The 19,851-nt window shown below is 45.8% G+C and carries 16 protein-coding genes; 13 read left to right on the top strand and 3 right to left on the bottom strand.

What is annotated here, in order from left to right; all coding sequences use genetic code 11:
• The first annotated feature begins 21 nt into the window (after nucleotides 1-21).
• From DSBG_RS00980 to DSBG_RS00965, 5 genes are all read left to right on the top strand, one after another.
• Complete coding sequence (locus DSBG_RS00980; protein WP_083236658.1) at nucleotides 22-426, top strand: MarR family winged helix-turn-helix transcriptional regulator; 405 nt, start codon at nucleotides 22-24, stop codon at nucleotides 424-426.
• A 138-nt stretch (nucleotides 427-564) separates the two neighbouring features.
• The gene (locus tag DSBG_RS00975; RefSeq protein ID WP_068962346.1) at nucleotides 565-1,362 is read left to right on the top strand and encodes a ParA family protein; all 798 of its coding nucleotides are present in this window, start codon (nucleotides 565-567) and stop codon (nucleotides 1,360-1,362) included.
• Nucleotides 1,352-2,365, top strand: coding sequence for a ParB N-terminal domain-containing protein (locus tag DSBG_RS00970; protein ID WP_068962345.1), 1,014 nt, complete (start codon nucleotides 1,352-1,354; stop codon nucleotides 2,363-2,365). The genes DSBG_RS00975 and DSBG_RS00970 overlap by 11 nt, the downstream gene beginning before the upstream one ends.
• The gene (locus DSBG_RS22760) at nucleotides 2,362-2,553 is read left to right on the top strand and encodes a hypothetical protein (protein ID WP_176716117.1); all 192 of its coding nucleotides are present in this window, start codon (nucleotides 2,362-2,364) and stop codon (nucleotides 2,551-2,553) included. The genes DSBG_RS00970 and DSBG_RS22760 overlap by 4 nt, the downstream gene beginning before the upstream one ends.
• A 14-nt stretch (nucleotides 2,554-2,567) precedes the next feature.
• The gene (locus tag DSBG_RS00965) at nucleotides 2,568-10,424 is read left to right on the top strand and encodes a DUF3846 domain-containing protein (protein WP_491005690.1); all 7,857 of its coding nucleotides are present in this window, start codon (nucleotides 2,568-2,570) and stop codon (nucleotides 10,422-10,424) included.
• A gap of 80 nt (nucleotides 10,425-10,504) precedes the next feature.
• Here DSBG_RS00965 and DSBG_RS00960 read toward each other — a convergent pair whose 3' ends face one another.
• Both DSBG_RS00960 and DSBG_RS00950 read right to left on the bottom strand, forming a co-directional pair.
• Nucleotides 10,505-11,416, bottom strand: a complete 912-nt coding sequence (locus DSBG_RS00960) for a TIGR01777 family oxidoreductase (protein ID WP_068962343.1) — start codon at nucleotides 11,414-11,416, stop codon at nucleotides 10,505-10,507.
• 440 nt (nucleotides 11,417-11,856) lie between these two features.
• Nucleotides 11,857-12,252 (bottom strand): GNAT family N-acetyltransferase, encoded by a 396-nt coding sequence (locus tag DSBG_RS00950; protein ID WP_348980947.1) that lies wholly within the window; start codon nucleotides 12,250-12,252, stop codon nucleotides 11,857-11,859.
• A 354-nt stretch (nucleotides 12,253-12,606) separates the two neighbouring features.
• On the opposite strand from DSBG_RS00950, the gene DSBG_RS00945 reads away from it, so the two are divergent.
• Nucleotides 12,607-13,500 (top strand): hypothetical protein, encoded by an 894-nt coding sequence (locus tag DSBG_RS00945; protein WP_068962341.1) that lies wholly within the window; start codon nucleotides 12,607-12,609, stop codon nucleotides 13,498-13,500.
• Nucleotides 13,501-13,669: 169 nt separating this feature from the next.
• Here DSBG_RS00945 and DSBG_RS00940 read toward each other — a convergent pair whose 3' ends face one another.
• Nucleotides 13,670-13,921: a helix-turn-helix domain-containing protein gene (locus tag DSBG_RS00940; RefSeq protein ID WP_068962340.1), complete on the bottom strand. Its 252-nt coding sequence runs from the start codon at nucleotides 13,919-13,921 to the stop codon at nucleotides 13,670-13,672.
• A 112-nt stretch (nucleotides 13,922-14,033) separates the two neighbouring features.
• Between DSBG_RS00940 and DSBG_RS00935 the strand changes: the two genes are divergently transcribed.
• From DSBG_RS00935 to DSBG_RS00905, 7 genes are all read left to right on the top strand, one after another.
• Nucleotides 14,034-14,432, top strand: a complete 399-nt coding sequence (locus DSBG_RS00935; RefSeq protein ID WP_068962339.1) for a LytR/AlgR family response regulator transcription factor — start codon at nucleotides 14,034-14,036, stop codon at nucleotides 14,430-14,432.
• A gap of 196 nt (nucleotides 14,433-14,628) precedes the next feature.
• Nucleotides 14,629-15,468, top strand: a complete 840-nt coding sequence (locus tag DSBG_RS00930; RefSeq protein ID WP_068962338.1) for a hypothetical protein — start codon at nucleotides 14,629-14,631, stop codon at nucleotides 15,466-15,468.
• On the top strand, nucleotides 15,446-16,498 hold the full coding sequence (locus DSBG_RS00925; RefSeq protein WP_068962337.1) for a hypothetical protein: 1,053 nt from the start codon (nucleotides 15,446-15,448) through the stop codon (nucleotides 16,496-16,498). The genes DSBG_RS00930 and DSBG_RS00925 overlap by 23 nt, the downstream gene beginning before the upstream one ends.
• Nucleotides 16,499-16,506: 8 nt before the next feature.
• Complete coding sequence (locus tag DSBG_RS00920) at nucleotides 16,507-17,568, top strand: DUF3991 domain-containing protein (RefSeq protein WP_068962336.1); 1,062 nt, start codon at nucleotides 16,507-16,509, stop codon at nucleotides 17,566-17,568.
• Between the two features lie 208 nt (nucleotides 17,569-17,776).
• Entirely contained in the window at nucleotides 17,777-18,742 is a 966-nt protein-coding gene (locus DSBG_RS00915) for a phosphoadenosine phosphosulfate reductase domain-containing protein (protein ID WP_083236657.1), read from the top strand.
• Between the two features lie 18 nt (nucleotides 18,743-18,760).
• Nucleotides 18,761-19,042: a hypothetical protein gene (locus DSBG_RS00910; RefSeq protein WP_068962335.1), complete on the top strand. Its 282-nt coding sequence runs from the start codon at nucleotides 18,761-18,763 to the stop codon at nucleotides 19,040-19,042.
• Entirely contained in the window at nucleotides 19,039-19,824 is a 786-nt protein-coding gene (locus DSBG_RS00905) for a JAB domain-containing protein (protein ID WP_068962334.1), read from the top strand. The genes DSBG_RS00910 and DSBG_RS00905 overlap by 4 nt, the downstream gene beginning before the upstream one ends.
• Nucleotides 19,825-19,851: the final 27 nt, after the last annotated feature.

Below are 19,851 nucleotides of genomic sequence, written 5' to 3'. Positions count from 1 at the left end.
TTTAAAATCTATAAGAGGTGAATGCGAATTGACAAGAAAATTATGGGACGGCAACCGGAGTTATGCACAGTGTTTTACGATGAAATGTTAAAACCAAGTGGTCTTAAAGTTACTCAATACTCATTACTAAATCATTTAAGACGGCTTGGTCCTCTTACGATGAACGAACTCTCCCAGGCGATCCGGTTAGAACGTACAACGCTTGTAAGAAACCTTAAACCCTTGGAGAAAATAGGTATGATCAATATTAGAATTGAGAACCCTTCACATGCACGTTTGGTACACCTTACAGAGAAAGGCCTAAGTACGTTAGAAATGGCTATTCCTTACTGGAATCAAGCGCAGCAACATCTGGATAAGATATTAACCTACGAAGAGATTCGCGTTTTTAAGGGAGTACTTCAAAAGTTGGAGTCAATAGGTTAAAGAATGCGTGAGTTATAATAGGCATAAATCAGTAGAACCCAGTAAACAAGCGGGTTTCCACCGATTTATGCCTATTTTTTTAAGCCTTTTTCAAAGGCAAAAATCAGCAATTTTAAACGATAAGGAGGAAAGGTGAAAATGTGCAAAATAATTACTGTTGCAAATCAGAAAGGTGGTGTATCCAAAACAACAAGTGTCCGCAATCTTAGCTACACTCTGGCTGAGTTAGGCTATCGAGTTTTGGTGGTTGATTATGATCCCCAATCGAACTTAACAGCTTCTCTTGTATTGGAAGATGAAAATGAAGATGTCCCGAAAATTCATACAACGATAGCAAACTTAATGACAATGGCAATGGATGAGGAAGAACTACCGCCCAAGAGCGAGTATATTCAGCAGCGCGGGAAGATTGACTTTATCCCCAACGACATTCATCTGTCGGTGGTTGAATCCAATCTGCGAATGGAGATGGGAAGCGAGAAATTGCTTTTCAGTATCTTGGAGCCTTTTCGTAGGGATTATGACTATATTCTCATTGATACAAATCCCTCCCTTGGCCCGCTGACTATTAACGCCCTTTCAGCAGCCGACAGCGTTCTCATCACGATTAACCCTGAGTTCTACGCAACCATAGGACTTCAAGACTTAACCAAGACCATTCTTAAAATCAAACGTAGGATTAACCCTAAAATTGAATTTGAGGGTATCCTTATGACCATGTGCGATATGCAGACTAATTTGCACAAGGAAATCAGTGCAGAGGTGAATGAAGCATATCGTGGAGGCATGAGAGTTTTCAAAACATCCATTCCCCGTTCCATCAGGGTAGGTGAAGCTAATCGCTGCGGAATGAGCATTTTGGAATACGACCCAAAATCCAAAGCCGGCCTTGCCTATATGGAATTTGCAAAGGAGTTGAATGGATATGCCGGATAGACCCGCGCCGAAACGGATTAAATCAATGGACGAGCTGCTTATGGCAGTGGAGCCGGAGAGCCAGCCAATCAATATGAAAAATGGTGTGGTCCGCTTGAATTTTTCTCAAGTGGACCCATACCCCAATCACCCTTTTCGCCTATACAGCGGTGAGCGGTTGGAGGATATGATTGCAAGCATCAGCAATTATGGTATTCTGACTCCGATGATTGCCCGCACTAAGGATAACGGAAGATATGAAATGCTTGCGGGGCACAACCGCATGAACGCAGGAACACTGGCAGGACTTGACGAAGGCGACTTTATTATCAAGGAAAACCTGTCGGACGAAGAAGCGTGGATGTATGTCATTGAAACCAATGTCATGCAGCGCTCCTTTGCCGACATGCTGCCGTCTGAAAAGGCGGCGGTACTCGCTTTGCGGCATTCAAAAATGTTCTCCCAGGGTAAGCGCAACGATATTATTGCAGAGCTTATTAAGCTTGAAAAATCTCATGAAATCAAGGAAGTCGAGACTTCTGCCCCAGTGGGGCAGAAGTTGACAAGCAGAGATAAAGTCGGACTGGAATATGGGCTTTCAAAAAACACAGTTGCCCGACTTTTGAGAGTAGATAAACTGGATAACGACCTGAAAATACGTATGGATAACAGTGAAATTTCAATCCGTTGCGCAGTTGACCTCTCTTATCTTGCAGAAGCTGAACAAGTAGAGGTTAATAAGGTTTTGACTGAGAACGAGTATAAAGTCGATATGAAAAAGACCGATATGCTCCGCAACTACTCCGAAAACAACAAGTTGAATGAAAAAAACATTTTTCAAATTCTTTCGGGTGAAATCAATAAAAAGCCGAAGTCAACCACACCGTCTCCTGTCAAAATCAAGCACAAGGTCTATTCCAAGTATTTTCCCGCAGACACAAAGGCCAGTGAGATCGAAAGAATAGTTGACGAGGCCTTGGAATGGTACTTTTCCAGCAAGGTCAAAGAGGGAACGCCTAAATGACAAGAAATGTCTTGACTTGTACGAAATGTGGAGGCAATGACTTTGAGATATCCTACGGCACCGACTGCTCCCACGACAAAAAAAGAAATGAAAATTGGGAGCTGGCACTGGTCTGCAACCACTATGGTTATTTGACAACCATAGCCCGCACCAGGGGATACATTGTGGAAATCGAGCCAGTCAACTGAGAGGAGGTGAAATTTTGAGAAAGGATGAAAGACTGAGGACGGTCTATGAAACCATCGCGCCCCACATTACCCGAACCGAGGGTGCGTGGCGGGATTATCTCGGTTTTGCGGCAAGGTTATATAAATACAGCTTTGACAACGCCCTGCTGGTATACGCGCAAAATCCAAACGTCACCATGCTTGCCACCACACCAATATGGAACAAATTCGGCAGATACATCAATAAAGGCGCGATAGGACTGGCGGTCTGCGAGTATGACAACGCCAGGCTGACCATCAAGCACCTGTTTGATATCTCTCAGACCAATGGCCGGGAAATCATACCAACAAACTGGCAGCTTGATAATAAGATAAAAGCAGAGCTGACCAGCCGCCTTTCCTATGCTCATAATCTTACATCCTCCGATTTTACCGAGTGCCTGAACCAATTAGCGGAAGAAGCGGTTGCCGAGCGCCTGGACGATTATCTGCAAGATTTTAACTTTGACATTGAAGGCCACCTGTTTTCACAATTGCCCCAAGACGGATTGCTCAGTCAAATCCAGGAGATTGTCAAAGACAGCGTAGCCTATTTTATCGGCAAGCGATGCAGCCTTGCGGACGATGAAATCCATACCGGCGACGGGATGATGACCATTGCCCATTTCGACAGCATTCCGTTGATCGCAAGGCTCGGACACACCGTAACCGACATCTCCAAAGGCATACTTCAGGAAGTGGAACGGACAATCAAAATCATTGAACAGGAAAGGAGGATGACACATGAGCAAAATCGAGATGAGCTACACCGAGAAGGACGGAGTGCTGCTCCCGAGCCTTCAAATTTCCAACAACAGCGAGGACGACAACCAGCCCCTGGGCAAGTACGGCAGAATGGCGATGGAGTACCTGCACGAAAACCATCCGCAGCGGTTTATGATTTTGAAAATGGATGGCACACTGATGGAGAAAATGCACCGGGTTCACAGGGAAGCAGTGGAGAAAATCGAGTACATCACCCAACGGATGCTGGAGGCCGAGCCAATGCCGGCAACGGAGGACATCATGGAGAAGACCCGCCACTTAAACAGCCTCCGGTCGTCAGCGGAGGAAATCGTACTGAACGAGATCGTATTCAAGGTAAGGTAAGCCCGCTGCCCCCATACAATCAAAATGAAGAGCCGCCCGAAAGCGAACAGGATTCGCCGCCGAACGGCTCTTTTTTTATGCACGGAACACAGGATGAGGCAACGAAGCAGGCCGGACTAAAAGCTTCCTATATAAATATAGAATACACGGATGAACAGGTACGGGAATATTACGAAGGCATTTTAAAAAGCACCGATCTCTACCCCATTGAAATGTATGAAAAAATTCAGGTGCTTTTCGCAACCAACATGCCTCTCGAAGACAAGGCAATCGCCCTGTCCAAGATTTACGAGGATTACGGTAACGCTGAATATCAGGCGGATGTGCTGCTGAAAACCACTCACCGGGGGGCAGACGGGATGTCGTTTTACTTCGGGGATGGCTATACACACATACCTTGGCATACCATCGCCAACATCATAAGAATGCTCATTGACGAAGGCGAATATCCGGCGACTATCCCAGAAGAAAGCCTCGCGGACCGAATCGGCTACTTTAATATCCCCGATGAGATTGATGAAATGCGCAGCGCAGACGGGGACGTTTCTCCCATTGCCCATGAAAAATATGAACCAAGCGAAAAAGAATTGTATGCCTGTGTGGACAGCTATCTTTGCAATACGCAAGTCGTGTATAAAGGTTGGCATGGTGAAATAGCGGCGGAGCTTGCCAATGACAAGGAAATAGATGAATATCTGATGGCCAACTACTTTCGGGACCTGGATGAACGCGAAACGCGGATTGACGATCACGTTGTCACCTGTGCTGTTGAGGATAACGGCGTTGAATTCCTGATTGACCACTATGTTGTCGGGCTGTCCTGGACGGAGCTGGCTGAAAGGATAAAAATCCTAGTCGAAACTGGCGCTTTCCCCGTGCCGCAAACCATAGAAAAGACAGAGGACGAACAGCAGTCATTTATCAATGTCCTGGTAGTGGAGCCGGAGAAAGAGCCCTATCTCACCGCCATCCCAAGAGGAAACAATGCCTTACAGGAAAAAGTCGGTGGTCTGATTACCACCATCGAAATCGGGGACGGCATAGATGCCATCTGTGCCGATGATGCCGACTTTGAAACCACGCCCATCAACCGCATGATAAACGGTCAGCCCATCTTTGGCACCTTTGTTGTGGCAAGAGTGAACTACAATACAGGTGAATATGAATCTCTGCAAGAGTCCGACATCCAAAAGTACATGACAGAATTCGCCACCCCCCTCATGGACATTAGCAGACTGGTTGTGGAGTATGAGGAAATGGAAGCGGCGCTGGAAGACGCGGAGCCGGATATTGAAGCGACGGGCTATTATCCCCCGCAGCCCGCGAAAAAGCAGCCAGGTTATGAGGAAGAACCTAATGTCCGCGGCAGTGCTGACTTTACACAAATTGAGGATATATCTAGGTTTGACGAAATAGAACCCTTTGTACTGAAGCCTGTAGCCAATCAGCAAATAAACCTGTTCGATATGGAAGCTATCCCGAAAGATAAAGAAGCGGAACTCATTGAATACGTGCTGCTGGAGGGTAGCCGAGTCGCCGGAGGCAAACAGCGCATCTATAAATTTGCCATGACCCAACCCACCGGCTCTGCCTTTGAAACAATGTTAAAGAACGAATATGGCATTGGCGGCCATACCGTCGGCAAGCTTGGAATCGGTTTTGAAAACCATGACAGCAAGGGGATCGTGTTTGACTGGACCGATGATAAAGGAGAAAAGCACGAAACTAAAATCACATGGATACAGGCAGCTATTGGCATTCAAAGACTCATAGATCTGGGACGGTATATCGGAAACCCCGCACCCGCTCGTACATATGAGGCTGTACCCCAAACTGAAACCGAGCCGGTGTCGGAGCCTGTTTCAAAACCCCGTCCTGTCAAAACCAATTTCCGCTATTCCGAGGACTATGCCCTCTATCCAAACGGTGTGAAAACCAAGTACAAAAACAATTTGGAAGCCATCAAGCTGCTAAACAAAATCGAAAGCGAAAAACGGCTTGCCACAACCGATGAACAGATTGTCCTTGCCCGGTATGTGGGCTGGGGCGGCCTTGCCAATGCCTTTTCCGATACGGCCAGCGGCTGGGAGAAGGAATACCACGAATTGAAGCACCTGCTGGATGATAAGGAATATGCGGATGCCTTAAACTCCGTTGTCACCGCCTACTATACAGAGCCGGAGCTCATCACACGAATTTATCAAGCCTTTGAGAGCTTTGGCTTTACAGGAGGCGAAAACAGGAAAATACTTGACCCTGCCATGGGAACGGGAAACTTTTTTTCCGTGCTTCCCGAAAGCTATGAGGGAACGCCCCTGTATGGCGTGGAATTGGACAGCATCACAGGCAGGATCGCAAGGCAGCTTTATCAAACGGCGAATATCCAGGTACAGGGCTTTGAAACCACTCGTTTTGAGGACAACTCCTTTGACATTGCCATCGGGAACATCCCCTTTAACAACATCAAGCTCTATGATAAGCGATATGATAACGAGGATTTTCTGATTCATGATTATTTTATTGCCAAATCCCTTGACCTTGTAAAGCCCGGCGGCATCATCGGCTTTATATCAAGTAAAGGCACGATGGATAAAAAAGATACCAGTGTCCGTGAATACATTGCCCGCAGAGCCGACCTGATCGGTGCCATCCGGCTACCGAACACAGCGTTTAAGGCTCTTGCCGGGACGGAGGTTACGGCGGACATCCTGTTCTTTCAAAAGTTGGAGTCTCAGCGTACAGTAGATAAATATTTCCTGCCCGATTGGGTGTTCGTCAATTCCAGAAAGCCCGATTACATGAATATGAACCAGTATTTCATCGACCATACGGAGATGGTATTGGGTGAAATGCAGTTTAGCAGAAATATGTATGGTCGCGAGGATAGCACGGCCTGTATCGCTCCCGAAGGCCAGGACCTTTATGCGGAGCTTGACAGAGCCATCGGAAATTTGCATGCCGCCTTTACCGCCGAAGCAGACCAGCTCTTTGAAGAAATAGAGGAAGCCGGGGAAGAAAACGCCAGCGAGCTGGACGCTCCCGAAGGGACAAAAAACTATACCTATGTGGTGCAGGATGATAAGATTTACTACTGCGAGCGTAACAAGCTGATACCGCAGGACTACACCGGCAAACGGGCCGAGCGCATCAAGGGCTTGTGTGAGATCAGAAAGGCGCTGCTGGAAGTCATCCGAATTCAGACCCATGATTACTCACCGGACGAATTGCAGCAGGCGCAGAAAACCTTGAATGGGGTGTACGACCGCTTTGTAAGACAATGCGGTGCCATCAATGACAAGGCCAACATCGCCGTATTCTCCGATGACGACCAGTTTCCTCTGCTCCGTTCCATTGAGGATCAGAGCAAAGATAAAAAATCATGGAATAAGGCCCCCATTTTCCATAAGGCCACCATCAAGTCCTATCGCCGTCCAACCCATGCCGAAACAGCCAAGGAAGCTCTTGAAATATCGTTGAACCAAAAAATGAAGGTTGATTTGCCGTATTTGGAAAAGCTGACAGGTAAATCGGCAGATGAACTTATCAGTGAGCTTGGGGATCGCGTCTATCTCAATCCGCAGAAATACTACGGCAATTATTATGAAGGCTGGGAACTGAGCGAGGAATATCTGAGCGGACAGGTGCGGGATAAGCTGCTCTATGCCAAACAGAAGGCCGAAGAAAATCCCGAACTGTTTGAGAGAAACGTGCAGGCCCTTAATGCGGTGCAGCCCAAATGGCTGGAACCCTCCGACATCGACTTCCGCATCGGAAGTCCCTGGATACCCATCGAGTATTTCCAGCATTTCATGCACGAAACCTTTGGCACTACGGATTATCTGAGGGACTCAATTACGGTTGACTATATGGAATACACCACCACCTGGCGCGTCAACGGAAAGACAAGGGAGTCCACCTCCGTCAAGGTCAACAACACCTACGGCACAAAGCGGGTCAATGCTTATCAGATTTTCGAGGATTGTCTCAATCTCCAATCCACCACGGTGCGCGATCCAGTCCCCTATGTGGACAAAAACGGTAAAAGCCAGGTGCGGTATGTGGTCAATGCCAATGAGACCATGATTGCACGGGCAAAGCAGACTCAAATCAAGGAAGCTTTTGCCTCATGGCTGTTTAAGGATAAGGACAGAGCTGATATCCTGCTTAAAATATACAATGAGAAATTCAATACCATTCGCCCCCGTGTCTATGACGGCAGCCACCTTATCTTTCCCGGCATGAGCGAGGAAATGGAGCTAAGACCCCATCAAAAGAACTTTGCGGCTCGGGTTATCTACTCCGGTACGGGACTGGCCGGTCATGTTGTGGGTGCGGGGAAAACGGCGGCGATGATTGCGGCGAGCATGTATCTCAAAAATATCGACGCCATCAAGAAACCCGTCTATGTGGTGCCCAACCACCTGACGGAGCAGTGGGCAAAGGAGTTTTACCGGTTCTTCCCACAGGCCAACATCCTTGTTACCACCAAAAAAGATTTTGAAGCGAAGAACCGGAACAAGTTTGTTTCCAAAATCGCTATGGGTGAATATGACGCGGTGATCATCGGCCATTCCCAGTTTGAAAAAATAGCTATTTCCAAAGAACGGCAGGAAGCGCAGATCAATAACGAGATCAACCAGCTTTCCTATATCATCAAAAAGATAAAAGAAGAAAAGGGAGAAAATTGGGCGATCAAACAAATGGTCATCTTTCAGAACAACCTCAAAGCCCGCCTCGACAGGCTGGCGGCAGAGGGAAAGAAGGATGACCTTTTGAATTTTGAGCAACTTGGCGTGGATTATATGTTTGTGGACGAGGCCCATGCCTATAAGAACTGCTTTACCTACACAAAAATGCGTAACGTGGCAGGCATTGGCCGATCCGCAAGTCAGCGGGCGACGGATATGCTTTTGAAATGCCAGTATTTGCAGGAAATGGGCAGCGGTAAAGGCGTGGTATTCGCTACCGGTACACCTATCTCCAACAGCATGAGTGAAATGTACGTCCTGCAGCGGTATTTGCAGCCACAAATGCTGGCAAGATTGGGACTCAACTATTTCGATTCCTGGGCGGCCACCTTTGGTGAAGTGATATCGTCTCTGGAAATCACGCCGGAAGGCTCTGGCTACCGTATGCGGAATCGCTTCGCGAAATTCCACAACCTGCCGGAGTTGATGAACATCTTTCAGCTTGTGGCGGATATCCAGACTGCCGATATGTTGAATCTGCCTGTTCCCGAAATCAAGGACGGCAAGGCAACCATTATTGCCACCGAAGCTACACCCTTCCAGAAGATGATTATGGAAAGCTTTGTGGAGCGTGCGGAGAAAATCCGCAAGCGTGAAGTTGAGCCAGATGAAGATAACATGCTCAAACTCACCGGTGAAGCGAAACTGATGTCCATTGATCCCCGCCTGGTTTACGAAGATGCACCTAATGACCCGGACAGCAAATTGAATATAGCCATTGGAAACGTCCTTGATATCTGGCAGGAAAGCTCTGAGCAAAGACTGACACAGCTTGTGTTCTGCGACAGTGGTACGCCAAAGCCCGGACAGTTTAACGTCTACGATGAAATGAAAAGATGTTTGACGGAAAAAGGTGTGCCGGTCGGTGAAATCGCCTTTGTCCACGATGCTAAAACTGACGAGCAAAGAGAAAACCTGTTTGAAAAGGTGCGCATGGGTGAAATCCGAATCCTGCTGGGCAGCACAAGCAAGCTTGGCACCGGGACCAACGTACAGGACAGACTGGTGGCGGTCCATCACCTTGACTGCCCGTGGCGGCCAAGCGACATTGAGCAACGCGACGGCAGAATACTCCGCCAGGGCAATCAAAACCCTGTTGTCAAAATACTGAGGTATGTCACGAAAGGTACGTTTGACGCTTATCTCTGGCAAATTCAGGAGCAAAAATTGAAGTATATCTCACAGGTGATGACGGGCAAGAGCATTTCCCGCTCCTGTGAGGATATGGATGAAACGGTGCTTTCCGCTGCCGAGGTGAAGGCGATTGCGACCTCAAATCCTCTGCTGGCAGATAAAATGGAAGTGGACAACGAGGTTATACGACTGAAGCTGTTAAAAGGCAACTGGAACAATGAACGTCTGACCCTGGAACGAAATATAAAGGATCAATACCCCGATACCATTGCCTATTGTGAAAAGAAGATTGCGAGCATTCGCAAAGACATGGAATTACGGGAGAAAACCGAGGGGAAAGACTTTTCGGCGGTGATTGATGGCAAAACCTATGATGAGCGTTTCAAGGCCGGAGAGCAGCTCCTGCTGATGATGAAGCTCCATGACCTTGCAGTAAACGGCGAACCTTTGCCTGTCGGTGAATACAGGGACTTCCGTCTCTTTCTTGTCCTGAATGCCTTTAAACAACTGGAACTGCTGGTAAAAGGCGACAACACCTACAGCACACCCCTTGGTGATTCATCCCTCGGCGGTATCACAAGGCTTGAAAACGTGGTTGAAAAGATACCGACGGTGCTGATGAATATGGAGCAAAAGCTGGCGGATACCCAAACTCAGCTAGAAGAAGCCAGGAAGGAAGTCCAAAAGCCCTTTGAATTTGAACAGCGCCTGAACGAGTATTCGGTGCGGCAGGCGGAGATCAACACCAGGCTGGAGTTTAAGGAGCTTCAAAAACAAGAGGAAGTCATATTTGACGAAAACACCGCGGCTGAGACAGAGAAGGCCTGTAATAAAGAAGCCTGGGAGGCGGAATATGCTTAAACCGCTTTCCCAGGCTTTGCTTTTATCGTCAATCCAGAAAGTATTGCCATGTCCATCCCCCTCTTGTAATTAGACCGTTGTTAGACTCCGTTATGGTTCTCCAGAGCATCCTCTAAAGCAGCCCTCAATTTTGAAAACCTATATTCAAAATTAGCACTGAGAATTTTCTTTGGAACAACCCGTTGTCCATGTAATAACATCTCCGCCATTTGACCTAATACTATTTTCAACAAAATCTCTGGAACTGGTAACCATGATGGTCTATTTAGAACTTCGCCTAGTATCTTGCAAAAATCTCTCATTCTTACTGGCTCTGGTGCAACAGCATTTATAGGACCAGCTACCTCCTGATGGTCGATTATGAACCTTATCATTCTCGATAAATCTTGGATGTGTATCCAGGAGAGCCATTGATTTCCCGTACCCATTGGGCCTCCTATGTAGAGTTTAAATGGAAATGCCATTCTGTTTAGTGCGCCTTCATTTCCTAAAACTACGCCAATCCGAATAGTTACAACTCTGGTTAAATTATTTTGAACCTTGTATGCTTCTTTTTCCCAATCTCGGCAAACTTGAGCTAGGAAATCCTGACCAACTTCATCAGACTCTGTTAGCTCATCATCCTCACGGGGTCCATAATATCCAACTGCTGAAGCGTTAATTAGAACTTTTGGCTGAATAGTACCATTATTGATAGCCGTAACAATTGCTCTAGTAGTTCTAATCCTACTTGCTAAAATCTCCTCTTTCACTGAGTTGATCCATCGACGATTACCGATTGACTCACCCGCTAAGTTGATCACTACGTCAGTTTGCTGTAGCTCATAAATCGAAGATAGAGGAGAAACATTGTCCCATTCTATTACCTGAACTTTATTTTCAAAGCTGCTGGCAGTTTTTTGGGGATTTCTCGTTACAACATATACCTGATATCCATTCTTAAGTAATTCCTCTATAAGATTTCTTCCGACGAAACCCGTCCCACCAAAAATTAAACATTCATCTTTCCACCTCCGAAGTGGCGTCTAACGTTAGGCGGCGGGCTATGCCCTTTATTCAGAGACGACAATGGACGGGAGTCCCTTTGAACTTCCCCCGAACTGTATTAATGCACTAAATAGGAAGAATCCGAACTAGTATTTGCCTATTATTCTTTATGATAACATTTGATAAAAACTAATTATCCCTACGAAAATTCCCAAAACACCTAACAAAATCAATAAGATTTTAATAGTCCACAATGGGAAAAATTGTATCAATTTTTTCGTCTTATCATGCTCACTACGAGTATAATAATACCCTTGTATTATAAATAGTGAACCTAATAAAATATCCCCTATGCTTTTAATTATTTCTAACATAGTTTCTATCCAACCCTTTTCACTAATATTAAAGTTTATTACGCATTTATCTACAAATGCGTCTCTAATCATCAGTCAATTGTGTACCCCATAAATAGAGCGTCATAGAATCTACCATTAATTTGTAAATCCCTTGTTATTTCTCCTTCTTCAATAAAGCCCAATTTTTTATATGTATGTATCGCTGAAAAATTATCATCCCTAACTATTAAGTTTATTTTCCTAATTAATCCTGACTGTTTACACCAGTCAATCATATATTTAATGAGTTCTGTCCCAATCCCATTTCTCCAATATTCTTTTAAAGTACTAACACTAAATTCGCCAGAATGTGATATTCTTGGTCTTGCACCTCCCAAAAAAGATAACCTTCCAATTATTTTCGAGTCAATTTCAGCAACTATATATAAAGCGTTGTTCTGTTTCGATGCATTATCAAGTAACTTTTCTTCCTGTTCAACACTCATTATAAATTCTCCCTGTCCAAATGTTAAAAAATCTGATTCACACTGATTTTATTAACATATTCTAATATTTCATTTGCGTCAGAAATTCTTGCTTTCCTGATTACAACTGAATTTCCATTTTTTAATATTAATTCTTTCATTTGATAATCCCCTTCAAACATTTTTTCTCAACAATTCCAATTTTGTCATTTAGTGAACAATGTCCTACTGTTGTGCCACAAGCGATTAACTAATTATACCATAAATATCAAATAAAATTTCTTCAACGAACTAAGCTGCTACCATGTGGGCGGCTTTTTTGTATTCAAAGTTAATAATGATCTGAATATATCTCTTAGAAAGGATGTGATACCCATGCCGATGGTGGCAACAAAAAGGCCCTACACCCTGTTTGTTGTACCCGATGACGAACCAATAAATCCGCGCGAAGAATGGGACAATTTCGGTACAATGGTTTGCTTCCACAGGCGGTACACGCTGGGCGACAAACATCACTACGACGGCGCGGAAGAATTCTTTCAAAAGCTGGTGCAGGACAGTATCCCGGATCAAGATGTTATTTCCTATATTAAAAATGGCAATGTGGATGGTTTGAAGCTGGAATATAACAAGTCAGCTCATGAATGGGAGCTTAATTCTTACTCTGATTTTTTCAAGAAGTGGTATACCGAATATACCCTCTCCGCACCGTTAAAAGGCAGCGAAACCGAACTGAGCGAAGCGATCCTTGAGCAAATGCAGTGGCAGGACTTGAAAACACTGTCTGAAAAATCATATTGTATTCTGCCTGTCTATATGTACGATCATAGTGGCTTGACGGTAAACACGACCGGATTTAGCTGCCCTTGGGACAGCGGCCTCTTAGGGTGGATTTATGCTCCCCACGATAAGATAAAGGAGGAATTTGGAGAGGTTACGCCTGAAAACATTAAAAAGGCTGAAAAGCTGTTGGACGGTGAAGTAAAAGACTATGACTACTACCTTACCGGCCAATGCTACGGCTTCAGGCTGTATAAACAGGAAGAAGAAATAGATAGTTGCTGGGGTTTCCTGGGCGATTTCAGGGACGTGCAGGCCAATATCAAAGAGCACCTGCCCAATGAATGCAAGGACATTGTGGAAATTCTGCAAGACCGTTGGGACAACGCCAGCGTGGAGGACATCTTGGAAGAAATCCAGGAAAATGAAGATAAGGACGAGCTTGATTGCGGCTTTGATGATGAGCTTACCGATGAAATGGAAATGTAAGTGGGACATGTGTTGAGGCGACCGTTCATTTATATAATAAAAATATGGGAGACAACTCAGTCTCCCATGTAATAGAACTTCTGATTTATGTAGTACACGTCATCTATGCTCAATTTATACTGCAATTTTGGAATCTGCAAAATACACCTCAATGAACACCGCTTACCGCTTATTTGAACGTTAGAAGCTGACTTGGATCAACGTCAAGAGCTTGCGCTATCCTAAATATGGAAATGATAGATACACCATAGACAGAGGTGCTTTCGAGGTGGCTAATGGTGGTATAACTTAATTCTGATTTTTCGGCAAGCTCATTTTGACTGAGACCTCGTTGTTTCCGAAAAAATTGGATTTTGAACCCGATGTTTCTTAGAAATTGTTTTTCTTCCGCTGTGTACGACTTGCTTTTGCTGGGGGGCATTATGATTCCTCCATTTTTAGAATAAAACAATATTTTATACCATTTTATCTAAAACAAAATTGCAATCATACGCAATAATAAAATTAATTCATTTTAGAGAGGAGTGGATATAATGCTTAATATTGCTATATGTGACGACAGGCCCATCCAGCGGAAACTTCTAAATTTACTGATTCATGAGTATGAGGAACAAAATGGAGTGCGCTTTAATCTTTATGAATTCGAGAGTGGAGAAGAAATTATTGAGAAATTTGATGAAAATAAAAACTTTTTCGATCTTTTCTTTCTGGACAACTTTATGAAAAAGCTGACCGGACTTCAGACCGCTTTAAGGATTCGGGACGACAACACAGCGTGTCACATCGTTTTTGTAACGGCATCCGATAAGCAACTGCAACATGCTTTTATGGCGGCCTCACCGCTTGAGATACTGTTCAAACCGCTCCAACAAGAAGATATAAATAAAATATTAGATAAAGTATTAGCCGGGAAAGTTGGCGAAAGGCCGTAGAAGATAGGGGAAAAGGGATAAAAAGGCGATAAATCAAAGGCAGGTGCTCCATACCTCATGGAACTCCTGCCTTCCTATTATTTATGCTAACATATTTAGTTCTCTCTTTCCCCCTACCGAAATTGAAGAAGAACTGGAGGTGGACTAATGGCAACAAGTGTCAGGTTCCAGCTTTATGAAAGGAAGGAGGAATATAATGTCTGAAACAAATCTAAGCATTTTCGATAAAGCAATCGCAATCATACACAACACGCAAGACGGCAATCTGCTCTGTCCAACTCATTTAAAGCTTACCGAAATGGCTGTGAACGGTTTTTTGAATGACAGAGGTATCGAGGCATTTAACAAGCTGTATGAGGAAGTTATAAGCGGCGTATATAAACAGCCGTTTCTTCACGGCGTCGAACACATGACGCAGGACCATGAGGGATATATCCTGTTCAAGGGGAAAGCAGTTGAGCATTATTCAAGCCCGTGGATACATTCACTTGACGCCAGAAATTCGCTTTTAAAGATTCAACAGCAATGCCTGTTTCTGGAGAGTAAGGGCATTACACCTGACAGTATGAACATTGTATGGCGCTGGAAAGATGATAACGAATTCGGCGAGTACCAAAAAGCAAAGTTAGACGATTTGATGACCGCAGACAACAGTAAAATTGTATTTTCTGAAATCACCTTGGACAACAACGATAGTCAGATCGTAACCTTTTTTATGCCTGGAAATCCCCATGACACGATGATTTATAACACAGATGATTACATCGACTTTATGGAGCGCCACTGCGACAACGGCGGAAAAGACTTCTTTATTCAATCCCATACCTTTTCCTACGGTGAAGGTGAAGAACGGGAAGCAACAGAGGATGAGCTGAAAATCATACTCTCCTGCTTTGATTATCTGAAAGGCAAAGACCTTTTGAAAGCAGAAGCCTTCAGTGAATATGGCTCAAAGGGATACAGCCGTTTTTATGAAGATGATCCCGAGCTTTCAGAGGAACAGGAGGAACTGGATGAGTACGATGATGAGATTTGAGAATGTGGATGTGATAGACACCCTTCGGAAAATCATGCAGCACAACACTGAGCATTATCAGTCCGATTTTGAGTTTGACGTCGAAAGGCTGCAAAGAGCCGCGGAGGACAGCCGCGGCAGCCGATGTTTCCTGTGGCTGTCCCGTGGGTTCGGCACCTGGTGTTTTGAAGAACGGGATGTCTATATCCGAAACACCCACGCTTTTAACACCTGGGACTATTACAATCATTCCAGCGAAAACGTCAAAGCCTTCGCGGTAGAGATCGAAGCCTTGCAGGACAAAGCTGTCGTCGGCCATGTTTTTGAGCTGGACTACAAAACGCATATCGAGGATGTGCGGAAAAACTGCTTCAACGCACAATCGGTTGAGGCGGTTTTCAAGCACCCCGACAGCAACAACGGATACATCCGCAAGTTTGACATCGACGAGTACAACACTAACTGGAACAGCATCGGCCAGCTTTACGGTGAGATTGAAACGCTACTCTATGAGGTGGGTGATGAACAGCGGCTGCAAGATGTTCTGGGCAAAGCAAGGCAGATACGAATATTAAATACCACCGCCGGAAACCTGGACGAATACATTGCCGCCATGGTAAAGGAACGCTTCAACAGCTACGGCTACACCCATGACGATATGGTATTCACCACACCCAAAGACGCTTTTGACTCTCTGGAGCATAAGGTTCCTGTTTACATGCTGTCTAAAGACAACATCAGGGAACCTGTCACCAGCACCGATGAAATCAGCTATCATATCTTTCACAAGGGTATTTTTGGCATGGCGCCGGAAGACAAACGGCTGCTGGAATACCTGTTGGCTCTGCCTGAAAATCGGGCAGAGCTTTTTAATTGGACAGAGTTAAATCAGATTTACACCCTGGCCATTGCCGCCGGACAATCGGGCGACCTGGATAAAACTGCGCTTAAAACCTTGGAAGCTATCGTATATAAGCTGGACAGGGTGTTTCTTGCCCCTCTTGAAACGGCGGAAAATGTGCGGGAGAGAGATGAAGAACAGGAGGTGTGACGCAGCCTATGGCACAAACAGCAACGAAACCTCTTCGCTTCACCGAGGCACAGATCGAACAGGCCAACCGGGTCAGCCTGGTGGAGCTTGCCCAACAGTACGGCTTCAAGCTGGAACAGGGAGGGCGCAAAGCCTTCCATGCTCAAAATTCCGGCGGTCTCTACATCTTCAAGGACAGCAACCGCTTTTACCACTGGACCTCTAATTCAAAGGGCGGTGCCATTGATTTTGTGATGAAGTATGACGGCAAAACCTTTAGCGAAGCGGTGGTACAGTTAATTGGCGAAAGCTACGAGCCATATGTTCGGGAGCGTATCCCCTACGTAAAAGCAGAAAAAGGTCCCCTTGTCCTACCCGACAAGGCCGCCAACTTCAAACGGGCCTATTGGTATCTGGTGAGCATCCGGGGAATTGCGCCGGAAGTTGTCTCCAAGCTTATGAACGAGCGGAAAATCTACCAGGAAGCGAAATACGGCAACTGTGTGTTTGTCGGCTATGACAGGGACAAAAACCCGAAATACTGCTCCATGCGGGCGGCCCGCACGGAAAGCAATTTTAAGCAGGATAAAGAGAATTCCGACAAGAGCTACCCCTTCTATGTGGAGGGCGAAAGCGATACCGTCATCGTTTCCGAAAGCCCTATCGACCTGATGAGCCATGCCACCCCTGCCAAAATGCATTGTCTGGACTGGAAGCAGGATCACCGCCTATCCCTCGGCTGTACCTGGGACGGCGCCCTGGAGAGATACATGAAGGACCACCCTGAAATCAAAAAAATTGTCTTTGCCCTGGACAACGACTATAACGCCAGGGACAAGGACGGAAAACGGGCTCCCAATTACGGACAGGTGGCGGCAGAAAAATACTGCGAAAAATACGGCGAACAGGGCTATGCCTGCGCCATCCACCGGCCCCACCTCAAAGATTTCAACCAGGACCTGACGGAGACCCGTAAAGGCAAAAGTCCGAAGGAACTGGACGCCATGCGGTTTTCCATTCTGGAAGCCGAATTTGAAAGCGAGGCACGGGACGAGCCGGAGGAAGAATCGGAGGACGAACTGGAACCCTGACTAATTTTCTTTTCATTGGTACACCTCTTCCCCATTCGGGGAAGCCCGAAACGAAAAAAACGAAGGTCGCAAGACCCTCGTTTTTTTCAGTTAAGGCAGGAATAGATTTGTTGAACAAATCGTCAAAACGGCTTGCCGACAGTGTCGGCAACGTTGTTAAAACCCTATATATATTGTTAGTTTTTTGTTAAAGCGAAAGGCGGTGTTCATGGAACGCTGGCAGTTGGTACAGCGCCAGAGTCTCCCGCTTGAAGCAAAGATAATATTAACAGAGCAAAGAATCCGGGAGTGGGTGGATTACTATGGCCTTTACGGAACCTATGTAAGCTATTCCGGCGGCAAGGATTCCACTGTTCTCCTGGATATTTGCCGTCGCTTGTATCCGTCCATGACAGCGGCGTTTTGCGATACGGGTCTGGAGTATCCCGAAGTGCGGGAGCATGTAAAGCAGATGCCCAACGTGGAATGGTTGAAACCTAAAGTCCCTTTTAAGGAAGTTTTGCAGAAATACGGCTATCCCATTATCTCCAAGGAGTATGCTGACTATATCCACCGGTTGCAGCGGTCGCCGGACAATGAGGCGATCCGCAATAAAGTGATTAACGGGATCTGCGTCAGCGGACGGCCAACCAGCTTTAAGCTCCCGCAAAAGTGGCATTATCTTATTGACAGCGGAATTAAAATCAGCGCGGACTGCTGCGGAGTAATGAAGAAATCGCCGCTGAAATCGTTTGAAAAGAAAAACGGCGTGTTTCCCATTCTCGGTATTATGGCGGCTGAGAGCAAACGCCGGGAACAGAATTATCTGAAAGACGGCTGCAACGCCTTTCAGCTCAAGCGGGCCCAGTCCCGCCCCATCTCCATCTGGACGGAGCAGGATGTTTTACAGTATATCGTCATAGAAAAGCTGCCCATTGCTAAATGCTACGGCGAAGTCGTACCAGCAAGCAGGCAGCTTTCTTTATTTGAACCTCCTCTGCTGGAAACGACCCTATGCAAGCGTACCGGCTGCATCTTCTGCGGCTTTGGCTGCCATCTTGAGAAAGAGCCGAACCGCTTTCAACGGTTGAAAGTGACGCACCCGAAGCTGTGGAAGTATTGTATGAAGCCTGTGGAAACAGGCGGGCTGGGGATGAGGCCGGTGTTGCTTGCCTATCGCGTAAAAATCGAATAAACCAAAGGAGTTTTCACAATGATGGAACAAGAACCTGCAATCAAGCAAAAAGACTATCAAAGGGCTTCCCGGCTTTTAGGGAGGCTCTTTGAAGTTGATTCGGATATCACGGAACAAATCAACAGATGCCTCCAAGATTATGGAGCCAATGGATTTTTCAGAAACCTTGGGACCTTCGATTTTTCAGAAGATGTTTTTGAAAAACTGAAGGCGGTCAGAATGGTGCTGTTTGGAATGGGCGAAGAAGCAGTACCCGATTTACAAAAGCTTGAAAAGCCGGAAGGGCGTGCAAAACCGTGAAGAAAAACTATGACGAAGCGTACGCCTCCAGCTTCATAAAAGGTATCACCCGGCTTACGGGGATTGCCGAAAGCAAACTGAAAAAATACGCCGCCGAAAACAATCTCTTTAATGTGCTGGAGCATCCCAATACCATTGAACCTAATAAACAGCAGCTTGAAAAAATCCATGTCCTGAACGAATTTATCTCTATTTATCGGCTTCTCAAGCTACAGGAGAATGAAAACAAGCTGGTATTTGATTCCTCTAAGGTGGCGGGAGAATACTTCGCATCCCTATTGGGCGGTATTAAGGACAGGGAGAAGTTTATGGCCGCTTTTCTGGATACCGGCAACAACCTCATCGAGACCAGGACCTTCTCCGAGGGAAGCATCGGAGAAGCAGCCGTTTATCCAAGAATGATATTGAAAGCGGCTCTTGACTGCGATTGCAAGTCCATCCTCCTGGCACACAATCATCCTGGGGGAAGTCGGATTCCGTCAATTCAGGACAGGGATATCACCGAAAGACTGATATCCATTTTTGCGCCGCTCCAGATCAGCGTACTGGACCATATTATTGTTGCCAATAGCCAATATCACTCAATGGCAGAGAAGGAGGGTATGCCGCCGCCCTCCAGGGATGTAAGCTACGATGCTATTCCGCTGGATAACAATAAGGCGCTCGGGGAGGATAAAGCAGATTTTCATGTAGACATTTCGGATTTTGATGAATCAGACCTGGATGAGTTTAATCTTATAGAACCGGACGACAAGGAGGATGAGGATGAATGGGAGCTTTGATTGACAAATAATAAGGAAAGGAGCGTG

It is taken from the genome of Desulfosporosinus cupriresistens (genome assembly GCF_001707885.1).
Classification (GTDB): domain Bacteria; phylum Bacillota; class Desulfitobacteriia; order Desulfitobacteriales; family Desulfitobacteriaceae; genus Desulfosporosinus.
The sequence above is the reverse complement of the archived record's forward strand: the minus strand, read 5'-3'. Positions and strand labels throughout refer to the sequence as shown.

Bases quoted from the DNA above. Each gene is read 5' to 3' on its own strand.
- DSBG_RS00980 (WP_083236658.1), top strand. From the start codon at position 22: ATGCGAATTGACAAGAAAATTATGGGACGGCAACCGGAGTTATGCACA.
- DSBG_RS00975 (WP_068962346.1), top strand. From the start codon at position 565: ATGTGCAAAATAATTACTGTTGCAAATCAGAAAGGTGGTGTATCCAAA.
- DSBG_RS00970 (WP_068962345.1), top strand. From the start codon at position 1,352: ATGCCGGATAGACCCGCGCCGAAACGGATTAAATCAATGGACGAGCTG.
- DSBG_RS22760 (WP_176716117.1), top strand. From the start codon at position 2,362: ATGACAAGAAATGTCTTGACTTGTACGAAATGTGGAGGCAATGACTTT.
- DSBG_RS00950 (WP_348980947.1), bottom strand. From the start codon at position 12,252: ATGAGTGTTGAACAGGAAGAAAAGTTACTTGATAATGCATCGAAACAG.
- DSBG_RS00945 (WP_068962341.1), top strand. From the start codon at position 12,607: ATGCCGATGGTGGCAACAAAAAGGCCCTACACCCTGTTTGTTGTACCC.
- DSBG_RS00940 (WP_068962340.1), bottom strand. From the start codon at position 13,921: ATGCCCCCCAGCAAAAGCAAGTCGTACACAGCGGAAGAAAAACAATTT.
- DSBG_RS00935 (WP_068962339.1), top strand. From the start codon at position 14,034: ATGCTTAATATTGCTATATGTGACGACAGGCCCATCCAGCGGAAACTT.
- DSBG_RS00930 (WP_068962338.1), top strand. From the start codon at position 14,629: ATGTCTGAAACAAATCTAAGCATTTTCGATAAAGCAATCGCAATCATA.
- DSBG_RS00925 (WP_068962337.1), top strand. From the start codon at position 15,446: ATGAGTACGATGATGAGATTTGAGAATGTGGATGTGATAGACACCCTT.
- DSBG_RS00920 (WP_068962336.1), top strand. From the start codon at position 16,507: ATGGCACAAACAGCAACGAAACCTCTTCGCTTCACCGAGGCACAGATC.
- DSBG_RS00915 (WP_083236657.1), top strand. From the start codon at position 17,777: ATGGAACGCTGGCAGTTGGTACAGCGCCAGAGTCTCCCGCTTGAAGCA.
- DSBG_RS00910 (WP_068962335.1), top strand. From the start codon at position 18,761: ATGATGGAACAAGAACCTGCAATCAAGCAAAAAGACTATCAAAGGGCT.